At 70.4% G+C, this 13,541-nt stretch carries 14 protein-coding genes; 12 read left to right on the plus strand and 2 right to left on the minus strand.

All coding sequences use genetic code 11. From position 1 onward, the window contains the following. The first annotated feature begins 58 nt into the window (after window positions 1-58). Both AC2D8W_RS20880 and AC2D8W_RS20885 read left to right on the plus strand, forming a co-directional pair. Complete coding sequence (locus tag AC2D8W_RS20880) at window positions 59-1,006, plus strand: aldo/keto reductase (protein WP_484673148.1); 948 nt, start codon at window positions 59-61, stop codon at window positions 1,004-1,006. A gap of 19 nt (window positions 1,007-1,025) precedes the next feature. After that, entirely contained in the window at window positions 1,026-2,315 is a 1,290-nt protein-coding gene (locus tag AC2D8W_RS20885) for an NTP/NDP exchange transporter (RefSeq protein ID WP_293483402.1), read from the plus strand. Window positions 2,316-3,069: 754 nt separating this feature from the next. On the opposite strand, the gene AC2D8W_RS20890 is transcribed toward AC2D8W_RS20885, so the two are convergent. Continuing rightward, window positions 3,070-4,005: a retroviral-like aspartic protease family protein gene (locus AC2D8W_RS20890; RefSeq protein ID WP_484673149.1), complete on the minus strand. Its 936-nt coding sequence runs from the start codon at window positions 4,003-4,005 to the stop codon at window positions 3,070-3,072. A 494-nt stretch (window positions 4,006-4,499) separates the two neighbouring features. Here AC2D8W_RS20890 and AC2D8W_RS20895 point away from each other — a divergent pair, with 494 nt between their 5' ends. From AC2D8W_RS20895 to AC2D8W_RS20905, 3 genes are all read left to right on the plus strand, one after another. After that, complete coding sequence (locus AC2D8W_RS20895; RefSeq protein ID WP_484673150.1) at window positions 4,500-4,817, plus strand: GIY-YIG nuclease family protein; 318 nt, start codon at window positions 4,500-4,502, stop codon at window positions 4,815-4,817. Window positions 4,818-4,872: 55 nt separating this feature from the next. After that, window positions 4,873-5,301 (plus strand): flagellar basal body-associated FliL family protein, encoded by a 429-nt coding sequence (locus AC2D8W_RS20900; protein ID WP_484673151.1) that lies wholly within the window; start codon window positions 4,873-4,875, stop codon window positions 5,299-5,301. A gap of 185 nt (window positions 5,302-5,486) precedes the next feature. Further along, the gene (locus AC2D8W_RS20905) at window positions 5,487-7,616 is read left to right on the plus strand and encodes a sodium-translocating pyrophosphatase (RefSeq protein ID WP_484673152.1); all 2,130 of its coding nucleotides are present in this window, start codon (window positions 5,487-5,489) and stop codon (window positions 7,614-7,616) included. Window positions 7,617-8,271: 655 nt separating this feature from the next. Here the strand turns inward: AC2D8W_RS20905 and AC2D8W_RS20910 are convergent. Continuing rightward, window positions 8,272-8,781 (minus strand): outer membrane protein assembly factor BamE, encoded by a 510-nt coding sequence (locus AC2D8W_RS20910; RefSeq protein ID WP_484673153.1) that lies wholly within the window; start codon window positions 8,779-8,781, stop codon window positions 8,272-8,274. Between the two features lie 112 nt (window positions 8,782-8,893). Between AC2D8W_RS20910 and AC2D8W_RS20915 the strand changes: the two genes are divergently transcribed. The 7 genes from AC2D8W_RS20915 to AC2D8W_RS20945 all read left to right on the plus strand — a co-directional run bounded on the left by AC2D8W_RS20915 (window position 8,894) and on the right by AC2D8W_RS20945 (window position 13,446). Further along, window positions 8,894-9,421: a ubiquinol-cytochrome C chaperone family protein gene (locus tag AC2D8W_RS20915; protein ID WP_484673154.1), complete on the plus strand. Its 528-nt coding sequence runs from the start codon at window positions 8,894-8,896 to the stop codon at window positions 9,419-9,421. Then, window positions 9,418-9,933 carry a YceD family protein gene (locus tag AC2D8W_RS20920; RefSeq protein ID WP_484673155.1) on the plus strand — a complete coding sequence of 172 codons (516 nt, stop codon included), beginning with the start codon at window positions 9,418-9,420 and terminating at the stop codon, window positions 9,931-9,933. The genes AC2D8W_RS20915 and AC2D8W_RS20920 overlap by 4 nt, the downstream gene beginning before the upstream one ends. Before the next feature lie 201 nt (window positions 9,934-10,134). Further along, window positions 10,135-10,470, plus strand: coding sequence for a GIY-YIG nuclease family protein (locus tag AC2D8W_RS20925; RefSeq protein WP_484673156.1), 336 nt, complete (start codon window positions 10,135-10,137; stop codon window positions 10,468-10,470). A gap of 95 nt (window positions 10,471-10,565) precedes the next feature. Beyond that, window positions 10,566-11,621: a phosphate acyltransferase PlsX gene (plsX, locus tag AC2D8W_RS20930; protein WP_484673192.1), complete on the plus strand. Its 1,056-nt coding sequence runs from the start codon at window positions 10,566-10,568 to the stop codon at window positions 11,619-11,621. A gap of 1 nt (window position 11,622) precedes the next feature. Beyond that, window positions 11,623-12,603: a beta-ketoacyl-ACP synthase III gene (locus AC2D8W_RS20935; protein ID WP_293480254.1), complete on the plus strand. Its 981-nt coding sequence runs from the start codon at window positions 11,623-11,625 to the stop codon at window positions 12,601-12,603. Between the two features lie 99 nt (window positions 12,604-12,702). Continuing rightward, window positions 12,703-13,005 (plus strand): integration host factor subunit alpha, encoded by a 303-nt coding sequence (locus tag AC2D8W_RS20940; RefSeq protein ID WP_293364679.1) that lies wholly within the window; start codon window positions 12,703-12,705, stop codon window positions 13,003-13,005. Window positions 13,006-13,035: 30 nt separating this feature from the next. Beyond that, entirely contained in the window at window positions 13,036-13,446 is a 411-nt protein-coding gene (locus AC2D8W_RS20945; RefSeq protein ID WP_484673157.1) for a MerR family transcriptional regulator, read from the plus strand. Window positions 13,447-13,541: the final 95 nt, after the last annotated feature.

Genomic DNA, 13,541 nt, shown 5'->3' on the forward strand with positions numbered 1-13,541 from the left:
ATGGCGCCGGGCCTGGGGCGTGGTTAGCTCTGCGCGAGTGCAAGCGTAAGGAGCGGCCATGAGTTCGGTGACGCGTCGCGAAGGCCTGGGGTTGGCGCTGGGAGCCGCGGCGGCGATGGCCGCAGGCGGCGCGGGGGCCGCGCCGATGAAGCTGCTGACCCGGGCGATCCCCGGATCGGGCGAGCGGCTGCCGGTGATCGGGCTGGGCAGCTCGGCGACGTTCAGCCAGGTGGCGCGCTCCGAGGACGCCGCGGCCCTTCGCGAGGTGATGCGGACCATGTTCGAGGCGGGCGGGCGCGTGTTCGACACTGCCCCCAGCTACGGCGCCTCGGAGGAGGTGGCCGGGCGGATGGCGCGCGAGGCCGGCCTGGCGGACAGGCTGTTCTGGGCCACCAAGCTGAACGTGGCGCGTCCCGGCGGGACGGCCGACCCGGCGGCGGCGAAGGCGCAGGTCGAGCAGTCGTTCGCCCGCTGGGGCCGGCCCACGATCGACCTGATCCAGGTGCACAACGTCGGCGACCCGCCGACCCAGCTGGGCCTGCTGAAGCAGCTCAAGGCGCAGAAGCGGGTGCGCTACATCGGCGTCACCACGACGTTCGAGCCGCAGTACGAGACGCTGGTCTCGCTGATGAAGAACGAGCCCATCGACTTCATCGGCGTCGACTACGCTGTCGACAACCGCGAGGTGGAGACGACCATCCTGCCGCTGGCCGTCGAGCGGAAGATCGGCGTCCTGGTCTATGCCCCGTTCGGCCGGACGCGGCTGTTCCGGCGGGTGGGCGAGCGGCCGCTGCCGGACTGGGCGGCCGAGATCGACGCGAAGTCGTGGGCGCAGGTGTTCCTCAAGTGGGTGATCGGCCACCCGGCGGTGACGGTGGCGACGCCGGCCACGAGCCAGGTGAAGAACATGCTGGACAACCTGGGCGGCGGGGTCGGGCGGCTGCCGGACGCGGCGCTGCGCCAGCGGATCGCGACGTTCGTGGCGGAGCTGCCGCAGGCGGCGTAGCTGTCGGGAAGAGGGCGTCATGACCGCTGCACCAGGGTTCCCGCAGCGCCAGTTCGCGCGGCTCTCGAAGGTCGAGCCGGGCGAGGGCCGGGCGGTGCTGGCCGCCTTCTTCCTCTTCTTCTTCGTCCTGGGCAGCTACTTCGCGGTGCGGCCGGCGCGGGAGACGATCGCGACGCTGCTGGGCCGCGAGTACGTGGCGGACCTGTGGCTGTACACGGCGATCTTCTCGGTCGCGATCATCCCGCTCTACGGCTGGCTGGTGGCGCGGGTGCGGCGCAGCGTGCTGCTGCCGTGCATCTACGGCTCGGTCAGCCTGATGCTGGTGGGGCTCGGCCTGGCCATGGGCACGGGCGAGATCGGCCGCGGCGTGGGCTCGTTCTTCTACGTCTGGATCAGCGTGCTGAACGTGATGCTGGTCTCGGTGTTCTGGAGCTTCCTGCTGGAGCTGTTCTCGAGCGAGCAGACGCGCCGGCTGTTCGGCTTCATCGCGGCGGGCGGGACCTTCGGGGCCCTGGTCGGGCCGCTGCTCACGGCCCTGCTGGCCGATGTGCTGGGCGTGCCGGGGCTGCTCTACATGGCGGCCGTGGGGTTCGCGGGCGCGATCGGCTGCCAGCTGGTGCTGCTGGCGGTGTGGAAGGGCCGGACCGACGGCGCCCCGGCGGAGGGCGGCCTGGGCGGTAATCCGTTCGCCGGCTTCACCCAGGTGCTCTCGTCGCCCTACCTGCTGGGCATCGCGGCCTTCGTGTGCCTGCTCTCGGCGGCGAACACGATCCTCTACTTCGAGCAACTGCGGCTGGTGGAGGAGACCTTCGCCGACCCCGACCGGCGCACCCAGGTGTTCGCGACCCTGGACGTGGTGGTGCAGTCGCTGACGGTGGCGACGCAGCTGTTCCTGACCGGGCGCATCGCCACCCGGCTGGGCGTGAAGGCGCTCCTGACGCTGCTGCCGGTGCTGATGATCGGGGCCTTCCTGGCGCTGGCGGCGTTCAACGCCTTCGCCGTGCTGGCGGCGGCCATCGTCCTGCGGCGCTGGGGCGAGTACGCCCTGGTGCGGCCGGGGCGCGAGATGCTGTTCTCGAAGCTGGACACCGAGGCCAAGTACAAGGCCAAGAGCTTCATCGACGTGCCCGTGTACCGCCTGGCGGACTATGTGGGCGGCCAGGCCAAGACCGCCGTGGACGCGGTCACGGCCTCGCCGACGGTGAGCGTGCTGGTGGGGGCCGGGCTGGCGGGCGTATGGGCCCTGAACGGCCTGTGGCTGGGCCGCCGCCACGACGCCGCGCCCGGTAGGGCTGTTCCGCGGTCCTGACGCGATCCTCACGGCTGTTGGGGCAGATCGGCATCCTTGCGGCAGTCATCCCGGCCGGACCCGGCGCAGCCGGGGGAGAGCCGGGATCCATACGCGCCTGTGGTCGGGGGTGGGGTGCGGCGTTGGCGGCTGGGGGTTTGCCGGAAGCGAGGAGTCTATGGGTCCCGGTCTTGGGCTGCGCCCAAACCGGGATGACAGGGGTGAATCAGCATCCTTTCGGCTGTCGTCCCGGCCGGACCCGGCGGAGCCGGGGGCGAGCCGGGATCCATACGCGCCTGTGGTCGGGGGTGGGGTGCGGCGGTGGCGGCTGGGGGTTTGCCTGAGGCGCGGAGTCTATGGGTCCCGGTCTTGGGCTGCGCCCAAACCGGGATGACAGGTTTGAATCAGCATTCTTTCGGCTGTCGTCCCGGCCGGACCCGGCGGAGCCGGAGGAGAGCCGGGATCCATACGCGCCTGTGGTTGGGAGTGGGGCGCGGCGGTGGCGGCGGGGGGTTTGCCTGAGGCGCGGAGTCTATGGGTCCCGGTTTTCGCCTGCGGCGAAACCGGGATGTACAGGGGTGGGTCAGCATCCTTTCGGCTGTCATCCCGGCCGGACCCGGCGCAGCCGGGGGAGAGCCGGGATCCATACGCGCTGGTGGTCGGGGGTGGGTGGCGACGGGGGTTTGCCGGAAGCGCGGAGTCTATGGGTCCCGGTTTTCGCTGCGCGAAACCGGGATGACAAAGGGGGGGAACTCAGACGTCTTGCGGCTCGGCGTCAGGTGAAGTCGAAGCGGACCTGGGAGCGGCCGAAGTCGAGGGCCACCTGTTCGAACTGCTGAAGCAGGTCCATGCCGATGACGAGCGCGGGGCTGTCCTGGAGGTCCCAGATCCGGAAGACGTGCATGTCGGCGCAGGTCACCTGGACGTTGCCCAGGTGCAGGCCGCCCAGCCGCAGGAAGGGCAGGAACAGCGACTCGCCGGTGAAGCTCTCGCCCGCGAGGGTCTCCATCCGCACCAGCTGGGGCGCCGCCACACGGCCCTGGCGGCGCTCCTGCTCGAACAGCAGGTCGCGCAGCCTGCTGTTGCAGAGGCTGCCCTGGGCGCCGGAGTCGATGATGGCGCTGATGCGTTTGCCGGAGAGGTCGGCGTCGACGATGGTCAGCTGGCCCTTGCGCCGCCGCGCGGGGACCACGACCACCTTGCCCGGCTCGCTCTCGTCGTGGCGGGAGCGGGTGATCTCCATCCGCTGGCCCTTGAGGTCGAGGACGAGGCGCTGGCCCTTGAGCCAGTCGACGCCCAGCACGCCGTCGACGTCGGCGCCCTTGATCGGCAGCGCCGGGGCCCGGACGTTGCGGCGGTTGCGCGGTCCGACCTGGAGGTGATCCAGGGTGACGATCGGACGCTCGCGGACCCCCACCACCGTGTGGACCGGGGCCGAGCCGCCGGCCTTCAGCGCCAGCTTCTCCATCAGCCGGTTCGAGACGCAGCTGATGTTGGCGCCGGTGTCGAGGACGAAGCTGAACGGACCCTGGCCGTTGATGCTGACGGGTGCGAGGATGTGCTCGTTGCGGCTCTCGCGGGTGGCGAGCTCGGTGGGCGGAGCGTCCTCCTCCGGGTGCTCGGTCTGCGGGGTCTGGGCCAAGGCGCGGCCGGCCGGCAGCGCGGCGGCCGCCATGAGCCCCAGAGCGGCGCTGCGACGGGTCGCCTCCATGCGCGGTCTCCTCCCGGACAGGTGAGCGCCAGCGTAGCACCGTTCGCCCACCGCCGCCATTTGGTTGCGGCGGTTGGGGGGGGCCGGAAGCGCCTGCGGCGAAACCGGGATGACTGGGGTGGGTCAGCATCCTTTGGGCTGTCATCCCGGCCGGAGCCGGCGCAGCCGGGGGAGAGCCGGGACCCATACGCGCCTGTGGTCGGGCGGAGGGTGGCGGCGGTGGCGGCTGGGGGGTTTGCCGGAAGCGCGGAGTCTATGGGTCCCGGTTTTCGCCGGCGGCGAAACCGGGATGACAGGGGTGGGTCAGCGTTCTTGCGGCTGTCATCCCGGCCGGACCCGGCAGAGCCGGGACCCATACGCGCCTGTGGTCGGGCGGAGGGTGGCGGCGGTGGCGGCTGGGGGTTTGCCGGAAGCGGGGAGTCTATGGGTCCCGGTCTTCGCCTGCGGCGAAACCGGGATGACAGCGAGAGAACATTGGTAGAACATTCGCGGTCATGGAGAAGCTGCACAGCTACCGCGTCTACATTCTGGCCAGCGGCAAGCACGGCACACTCTATGTGGGAGTCACAGGCTCGCTGGAACGCCGCATGTCGCAGCACAGGGCTGGTCTCATCCCCGGCTTCACCCGCGACTACGGCATCGACCGCCTCGTCTGGTTCCGGGGCTTCGGCGACGTTCGCCAGGCCATCCGCTTCGAGAAGCAGCTCAAGCGCTGGCGCCGCGAATGGAAGATCGCGCTCATCGAGAAGGGCAACCCGCACTGGGAGGACCTCTACCTCTCCATGATGTCCCCGTACGCTCCCCCGGGATGACAGCTGAACTGTCAGCTACGTTTCCGAAAGGGATCTCTGGGAAGGTGGGGGGATGATGAGCCGTTTTCTTGCCGCCCTTCTGATCGCGTTCAGCGCCGGCGTGGCGCAGGCCGCCGATGCGCCGAAGAAGGGGGATGAGAAGGGCGATGTCGGGCAGTACGTCGAACTGCAGCCCGTGGGCCTGCCGATCGTCTCCAACGGGCGGCTGGTGAACTATGTGTTCGTCTATGTCCGCATCAACCTGACCAGCTCGGCGAACGTGGCGAAGCTGCGCGAGAAGGAGCCGTTCTTCCGCGACGCGCTGGTCCGCGCGGGGCATCGCACCCCCTTCAGCCACCCCAAGGACCTGAGCCAGGTGGACGTTCCGCGGCTGACCGCCGCCATGACCCGCAGCGCCGCGGCGATCGCGGGGCCGGGGCAGATCCGCAACGTCGTGGTGACCTCGCAGGCCCCGCGCCGCAGGATGGCGACGCCGCACGCCTGAGGCTTCCCCAGCGCCCCGGTTGCGCCGGCTTGTGAAACCCGAGTAGTTTCCGCCGTCTTTCGGGGCGCGATCCTCGCGTACCCGAGCTTGGGGAAACACTAGGGACGGGATCGATTCGGGCGGGACCGGCGGTTGCCGGACGTCCGAAGTCCCCCTCCGCGCAATCGCAAAGGGGTGCGCTACTCATGAGTTTTATGCTGACGCTGGCGATCGTCGCCGGGGTTGCGGCCGTCCTGTACGGCGTGCTCCAGACGATGTCGCTGATGCGCTCCTCTCCGGGCAACGCCCGGATGCAGGAGATCGCCGCCGCCATCCAGGAGGGGGCGCAGGCCTACCTCCGGAAGCAGTACACGGCCATCGCCATCGTGGGCGTGGTCATCCTCGTGGCCCTGTTCGCGCTGCTCGGGCCGTTGCCGGCCGTGGGCTTCCTGATCGGCGCCGTGCTGTCGGGGCTCGCGGGCTTCGCGGGCATGCTGATCTCGGTCCGCGCCAACGTGCGGACGGCGCAGGCGGCCTCCGAGGGGCTGGCCAAGGGCCTGTCGCTCGCGTTCCGCTCGGGCGCCATCACCGGCATGCTGGTGGCCGGCTTCGCCCTGCTGGGCGTGGCGGGCTACTACTACGTGCTGACCGGCCCGATGGCGCTGGCCCTCACCAGCCGCGAGGTCGTGGACAGCCTGGTCGCCCTGGGCTTCGGGGCGTCGCTGATCTCCATCTTCGCCCGTCTGGGCGGCGGCATCTTCACCAAGGGCGCCGACGTGGGCGGCGACATGGTGGGCAAGGTCGAGGCCGGCATCCCCGAGGATGACCCGCGCAACGCCGCCACCATCGCCGACAACGTGGGCGACAACGTCGGCGACTGCGCCGGCATGGCCGCCGACCTGTTCGAGACCTACGCGGTGACCACCGTCGCCACCATGGTGCTGGCGGCGATCTTCTTCCGCGACCTGCCCGACATGGTGGGCGCGATGATGCTGCTGCCGCTGGGCATCTGCGGCGTCTGCATCTTCACCTCGATCATCGGCACCTTCGGCGTGCGCCTGGGCAAGTCCCAGAACATCATGGGCGCGCTCTACCAGGGCCTGATCCTGACCGGCGTGCTGTCGATCCCGGCCATCTGGTGGGTGGTGAACACCCTCGTCACCGGCCCCGTCACCGTGGGCGACAAGACCTTCGGGGCGAACGAGCTGTTCTACTGCGGCGTCGCGGGCCTGGTGGTCACGGCGCTGATCGTGGTGATCACCGAGTACTACACGGGCACGGGCTTCCGGCCGGTGAAGTCGGTGGCCAAGGCCTCGGTCTCGGGTCACGGCACCAACGTGATCCAGGGCCTGGCCATGAGCCTGGAGTCGACCGCGGCCCCGGCGCTGGTGATCATCGCCGGCATCATCGTGACCTACGGCCTGGCGGGCCTGTTCGGCATCGCCATCGCCACCACGGCCATGCTGTCGCTGGCGGGCGTGATCGTCGCCCTGGACGCCTTCGGCCCCGTCACCGACAACGCCGGCGGCATCGCCGAGATGAGCGGCCTGCCGCCGGAGGTCCGCGTGACCACCGACGCGCTGGACGCCGTGGGCAACACCACCAAGGCCGTGACCAAGGGCTACGCCATCGGTTCGGCCGGCCTGGGCGCCCTGGTGCTCTTCGCCGCCTACACCGAGGACCTGAAGTACTTCTCGGCCAATGCGACGCCGGGCTCGTTCTTCGAGGGCATGGGCGCGGTGGCCTTCGACCTGTCGAACCCCTACGTGGTGGTCGGCCTGCTGTTCGGCGGCCTGCTGCCGTTCCTGTTCGGCGGCATGTCGATGACCGCCGTGGGCCGCGCCGCCGAGAGCGTCGTGGAGGAGGTCCGCCGGCAGTTCAAGGAGAACCCCGGGATCATGACGGGCGAGGTGAAGCCCGAGTACGGCCGCGCCGTCTCGATCCTCACCGGCGCGGCGATCCGGGAGATGATCGTCCCGTCGCTGCTGCCCGTGGCCTCGCCGGTCGTGCTGTTCTTCGTGATCAACGCGATCGCCGGCAAGGTGAACGGCTTCGCCGCCCTGGGCGCCATGCTGATGGGCGTGATCGTCACCGGCCTCTTCGTCGCGGTCTCCATGACCAGCGGCGGCGGCGCCTGGGACAACGCCAAGAAGCTGATCGAGGAAGGCCACCACGGCGGCAAGGGCTCCGAGGCCCACAAGGCCGCGGTGACCGGCGACACGGTCGGCGACCCCTACAAGGACACGGCGGGCCCCGCCGTGAACCCGATGATCAAGATCACCAACATCGTGGCCCTGCTGCTGCTGGCGATCCTGGCCCACGGCGCGATGGGCTAACGCCCGCCGGCCCAGGCCGAACATGCGAACGCCCCGGAGAGCGATCTCCGGGGCGTTTTGCTGTGGGGTCCGTCCGTCCCGCACCCTCACAGCTGTCATCCCGGTTTCGCGAAGCGAAGACCGGGATCCATATGCGCGGGTGGTCGGGCGGGAGGGTGCGGCGGTGGCGGCTGGTGGGATTGCCTGAAGCGCGGAGTCTATGGGTCCCGGTTTTCGCCTGGCGGCGAAACCGGGATGACAGGGGGTAGATGGTTCGGCAGTCGCCGCCCCGACACCCTCACAGCTGTCATCCCGGTTTCGCGAAGCGAAGACCGGGATCCATACGCGCGGGTGGTCGGGCGGGAGGGTGCGGCGGTGGCGGCTGGGGGGTTTGCCTGAGGCGCGGAGTCTATGGGTCCCGGTTTTCGCCTGGCGGCGAAACCGGGATGACAGGGGGGCGATGGTTCGGCAGTCGCCGCTCCAACACCCTCACAGCTGTCATCCCGGTTTCGCGAAGCGAAGACCGGGATCCATACGCGCGGGTGGTTGGGCGGGAGGGTGCGGCGGGGGGGGGTTGCCTGAGGCGCGGAGTCTATGGGTCCCGGTCTTGGGCTGCGCCCAAACCGGGATGACAGGAGCGTGCGTGGGGTACGCCTCGCGGCGAACCGGATGACCGTCAGCGCCGGTCGCCGGGGCGGCTGCCGGGGACGCCTTCGTCGTCCTGGGGGAGCAGGCCGCCGCGGCCGACGCTGCCGAGGAGCTGCTCGAGGACGGTCATCTCGCGGCCGCGCGTGGGCGTCTCGCGGTTGTTGAAGGCGATCACCTTGCCGTCCTTGAGGGTGTAGACGTTGACCGTCTCCACGAGCTCGGTGTCCTTGTTGAAGGCGATGGCGGTGACGTTGCGGGCCGTGACCCGGGGCCGCTGGAAGGCCACGCGCTCCTTGATCTGGTTCACGTAGAACCAGACGTTCGGGTCGAAGGTCGACTGCACCGACGGCGAGCCGAGCTTGGCGCGGACGGTCGACTTGGTGTCCGTGCCGATCTTCACGTCCTTCGGGTCGGAATCGATCGCCTGGAAGCCGGAGTAGCTGGTGATCGGGGAGCACGCGCTGACGCCGGCCGCCACGAGGGCGACGGCGGCGAAGGCGGCGCCGATGCGGGGAAGATGGGCGGCGTGGCGGGTCATCGGACTCGTTTTCTGATCGGCCGAAGCGGCAAGAGGCTTTGACCTATCGCCCGGCGGTCCCTAGTTCAATGCCGCCTTTAGACCCACCTCTGGGGCGAAATCGAGGCTCGCCATGCTCAAGGCCCTGTTCAAGCCCCGCGCCACGGTCGCCGCCGGCCGCGCGCTGTACGCCGCGACGGTGGTCCAGGCGCGGACGCCCGGGCTCTACGCGGCGCTGGGCGCGCCGGATACGCCGGAGGGCCGCTTCGAGGTCTACAGCTTCCACGTCTACCTGGTGCTGGCGCGGCTGAAGGGCCAGGGGCCGCAGGCGGCGGATACGGCCCAGGCCCTGTTCGACACCTACGTCAGCGCCCTGGACAATTCGCTGCGCGAGATGGGCGTGGGCGACCTGTCGGTGGGCAAGAAGATGCGCAAGCTGGGCGAGGCGTTCTACGGGCGCGTGAATTCGTTCGAGAAGGCGCTGGCGGCGCTGCCCGACCGGACCGAGCTGGAGGCGCTGCTGGGGCGCACGGTCTATGCCGGGGCCGACGACGGCCGCGCCGCGGCGCTGGCGGATTATGTGGTCGGCCAGCGGGACGCGCTAGCGGCGCAGCCGCTGGACGAGCTGCTGGCCGGGCGGGTCGCGTGGAGGCCCGCGTGAGCTGGTCGCGCATCGTGAAGCTGCACGAGGCCGGCCGCGGGCCGGTGCGGCTGTCGCTGGAGCCTGACGAGGCGCAGCGCGCGGCGCTGGCGCGGCAGCTGGGGCTGGTGAGCCTGCCGAGCCTGGCGGCGCAGGTGACGGTGAAGCCGTGGCTGGACGGGGTAGAGGTGACCGGCCGGTTCGACGCCGTGGTCGAGCAGGTCTGCGGCGTGTCGCTGGACGCCTTCGAACAGCCGGTGGACGGCGAGATCGACCTGCGCGCAGTGCCGGCGGGCAGCCCGAACGCGGCGGCGCCCGAGGGCGGCGAGCTGGAACTGGATCCCGACGCGCCGGACGCCCCGGACATCCTGGACGGCGACGCGGTGGACGTGGCGGCGATCGTCGTCGAGCACCTGGCGCTGGAGCTGGACCCGTTCCCGCGCAAGCCCGGCGCGACCTTCGAGTACCAGGCGCCGGCCGAGGAAACCTCGCCCTTCGCGGCGCTGAAGGCGTTGAAGGACCGGAAGGGGTAGGGCGCCGGCGCAAGCCTGGGCTGACGGACTCTGACCCCCGGCCATCCCGGCGAATGCCGGGATCCAGATTGCGAGCGCCAGAGGCGAGGCCGAGCCGCCCCAGGGGCGCACGCCCCCGCTCGGAGCCATTCGATCTGGGTCCCGGCATTCGCCGGGACGGTCGGGAGTGGACCGGGAAAGTGCGAGAACATAAGTAGAACTATGTTCTACACCTATATGCTCGCCAGCCGCCGCAACGGTACGCTCTACGTGGGCTCGACCGACGGGCTGCAACGTCGGATCTGGGAGCATCGCGCCAAGGTCAGGCCGGGCTTCACGGCGCGGTACGGTGTGACGCTGCTGGTGTGGTTCGAACGGCACGAGACCCGCGCCGGCGCGGTCCAGCGAGAGCGGCGCATCAAGGCGTGGCGTCGGTCCTGGAAGATCATGCTGATCGAAGCGGACAACCCCACTTGGCGGGACCTCTACGGCGAGGAGTTTCCCGAGCCAGACGTGGCGGCCTGGTTGGCGGGCCTGCCTTACGATCGGCGTGCGTGAGCGAGGCGCCCGGGGTTCATCCGTCCGGCCCCGTTTCCGTTCTGCAAACCGGCGGGCTATGGTCGCCGGCGATTCCGCGCGTTGAGGGACGAGCGCTGACCCAGCCACTGGTGATTTCGATCGACGCCATGGGCGGCGACCATGGGCCGTCCGTGGTGATCCCCGCGTGCGCGCAGGCGCTCGCGGCCCTGCCGGCCGGGGCGCGCCTGTTGATCCACGGGGACGAGGCGGCGCTGCGGGCCGAGGCCCAGCGGGCGAAGCTGCCGCTGGACCGGGTGGAGTTGCGGCACGCCGAGAAGGTGATCGCCATGGACGAGAAGCCCGCCCAGGCCATGCGCCGGGGCAAGGGCTCGTCGATGTGGAACGCGGTGGAGGCGATCCGCGAGGGCCAGGCCGTGGCGGCGGTGTCGGCGGGCAACACCGGCGCGCTGATGGCCATCTCGAAGCTGATCCTGCGGATGAGCGCCGACCTGGACCGGCCGGCCCTGGTGGCGTCGATCCCGCACGCGAAGGGCGTGACGACCTTCCTGGACGTGGGCGCCAACGTCGACTGCGACGCCGGGCGGCTGGTGGAGTTCGCCATCATGGGCGAGGCCTACCACCGGGCGGCCCACGGCGTGGCCCGGCCCAGCGTGGGCCTGCTGAACGTGGGCTCGGAGGAGATGAAGGGCCACGAGGAGGTGCGCGAGGCCCACCGCATCCTGCGCGAGGGCGCCATCGACCTGGAGTACAAGGGCTTCGTCGAGGGCGACGACATCACCAAGGACTCGGTGGACGTGGTGGTCACCGACGGCTTCACCGGCAACGTCGCGCTGAAGGCGATGGAGGGCGCCGCGCGCTTCATGTACGCCGAGCTGCGCGAGGCCCTGACCCGCGATGTCTTCGCCAGCCTGGGGGCGATGCTGGCGCGGCCCTCGCTGATGACGTTCCGCGACAAGATCAGCCCGCCGCCGGCCGCGCCGCTGCTGGGCCTGAACGGTCTGGTGCTAAAGTGCCACGGCTCGGCGGAGACGCGCGACTTCGCCAAGGCGGTGAAGGCCGCGGCCGATCTGGCGCAAAGCGGGTTTGCCTCCGAGATCGAACGGAATATGAGGCGGCTTCCCGCTGCGCTCGCCGACGCGGGACCCGCAGCCGCGGACGGAGCCGCCTGAATTGCCCAAAGTCGTGCGTAGCGTCGTCACCGGGGTCGGCGGTTTCCTCCCGGACCGGATCGTGACGAACGAGGACCTGTCCAAGGTGGTGGACACGTCCGACGAATGGATTCGCGAGCGGACCGGAATCCGCCAGCGCCGGCAGGCCGACGACGGGACGCCGGTCTCGGACTTGGCGGTGGAGGCCGCGCGCCGCGCGCTGGCCGCGGCGGGCCGCACGCCGGCCGACGTGGACATGATCGTGGTGGCCACCACCACGCCGGACCTGACCTTCCCCGCCACGGCGACGATCGTGCAGCGCAAGCTGGGATGTCCCGTGGGCGTGGCCTTCGACGTGCAGGCCGTCTGCTCGGGCTTCGTCTACGCGCTGTCGGTGGCCGACGGCTTCGTGGCGCGCAACCGCAGCAAGGTGGCCCTGGTCATCGGCGCCGAGACCATGACGCGTCTGATGGACTGGACCGACCGTGGCACCTGCGTGCTGTTCGGCGACGGCGCCGGCGCCGTGGTGCTGGAACCGCAGGAGGGCGAGGGGACCACGGCCGACCGCGGGCTGCTGGGCTTCGCGCTCCGCGCCGACGGGACCAAGCAGGACCTGCTCTACGTGGACGGGGGCGTTTCGACCAACCGGCAGACCGGCTACCTGCGCATGCAGGGCAACCAGGTGTTCCGCCATGCGGTCGTGAACATCTCGGAAGCCGTGGTGGCGGCCGCCGCGGACGCGGGGATCGACGTGCCGAGCGTGGACTGGTTCATCCCGCACCAGGCCAACCAGCGCATCCTGGAGGGCGTCGCGCGCCGGCTGGGCATCGACGAGACCAAGGTCATCTCGACCGTGGCCGAGCACGCCAACACCTCGGCCGCCTCGATTCCGCTTGCACTGGACGAGGGGCTGAACGACGGTCGCATCAAGCCCGGGCAACTGCTGCTGCTGGAGGCCATGGGCGGCGGACTGACCTGGGGCGCGTGCGTTCTTCGCCTTTGAGTCCGCTTGCGCTTATGCTGTAAAGTGTGACTTGAAGTCTCTGTGCCGATAGGACAATCAAGCGCAATGAACGACGTGGCTGCGGGGACCCGAGCGATCATGAAAGGGGCGACGGTGACGCGGGCCGACCTCTGCGAGGCGGTCCATGAGCAGGTCGGCCTGACGCGCCAGGACTGCTCCGAGCTCGTGGAGCGGGTGCTGGAGCTGATGTGCGTGGCCCTGGAGAAGGGCGAGCAGGTCAAGCTCAGCGGCTTCGGCGTCTTCCAGGTGCGCGCCAAGCGGGCGCGCATGGGGCGCAATCCCAAGACCGGCGAGCCTGCCGCGATCGACCCGCGCCGCGTGATCGGGTTCCGCGCGAGCCAGGTGATGAAGGCCCGCGTCGACCGCGCGCTGTCCCGATGAGGACGCCGCGGTGAGGACCGCGTAACCGCGGTGGCCAAGGGGCCCGACGCCTTCCGGACGATCTCCGAAGCGGCGGATGAACTCAACGTGCCCCAGCACGTGCTCCGGTTCTGGGAGACGCGGTTCAGCTTCATCAAGCCCATGAAGCGGGCCGGCGGGCGCCGGTTCTACCGCCCCTCGGACATCGCCGTGCTGCGCGGCGTGCGTCGGCTGCTGCACGACGAGGGCTACACCATCAAGGGCGTCCAGAAGCTCCAGCGCGAGCAGGGCCTGAAGCGGCTGGCGGCGATCGGCGAGGGCGAGGCGCCGGCGAGGACGGTCGAGGCGGCGGCAGAGACGCCCGGCCGGGGCCCGGCGACGCGGGACACCAGCGGCCTCGTGGAGGCCCTGCGCGACCTGGAGGCGATCAAGGCGCGGCTGGACGGCCTGCTGCGCAAGTAGCCGCGGAACCGGGGTTCCGCCCTCAATATCGGCAACCGCCGCGGCCGCCGCATCCCAGCGTTACTTCATAACACATATGGCCTTGCCAACCGGCC

This window comes from Phenylobacterium sp. T106, assembly GCF_057219735.1.

What these genes read in the sequence shown, in the direction of transcription:
- AC2D8W_RS20880 (WP_484673148.1), top strand. Translation starts at nt 59, where the DNA reads ATGAGTTCGGTGACGCGTCGCGAAGGCCTGGGGTTGGCGCTGGGAGCC.
- AC2D8W_RS20885 (WP_293483402.1), top strand. Translation starts at nt 1,026, where the DNA reads ATGACCGCTGCACCAGGGTTCCCGCAGCGCCAGTTCGCGCGGCTCTCG.
- AC2D8W_RS20890 (WP_484673149.1), bottom strand. Translation starts at nt 4,005, where the DNA reads ATGGAGGCGACCCGTCGCAGCGCCGCTCTGGGGCTCATGGCGGCCGCC.
- AC2D8W_RS20895 (WP_484673150.1), top strand. Translation starts at nt 4,500, where the DNA reads ATGGAGAAGCTGCACAGCTACCGCGTCTACATTCTGGCCAGCGGCAAG.
- AC2D8W_RS20900 (WP_484673151.1), top strand. Translation starts at nt 4,873, where the DNA reads ATGAGCCGTTTTCTTGCCGCCCTTCTGATCGCGTTCAGCGCCGGCGTG.
- AC2D8W_RS20905 (WP_484673152.1), top strand. Translation starts at nt 5,487, where the DNA reads ATGAGTTTTATGCTGACGCTGGCGATCGTCGCCGGGGTTGCGGCCGTC.
- AC2D8W_RS20910 (WP_484673153.1), bottom strand. Translation starts at nt 8,781, where the DNA reads ATGACCCGCCACGCCGCCCATCTTCCCCGCATCGGCGCCGCCTTCGCC.
- AC2D8W_RS20915 (WP_484673154.1), top strand. Translation starts at nt 8,894, where the DNA reads ATGCTCAAGGCCCTGTTCAAGCCCCGCGCCACGGTCGCCGCCGGCCGC.
- AC2D8W_RS20925 (WP_484673156.1), top strand. Translation starts at nt 10,135, where the DNA reads ATGTTCTACACCTATATGCTCGCCAGCCGCCGCAACGGTACGCTCTAC.
- AC2D8W_RS20940 (WP_293364679.1), top strand. Translation starts at nt 12,703, where the DNA reads ATGAAAGGGGCGACGGTGACGCGGGCCGACCTCTGCGAGGCGGTCCAT.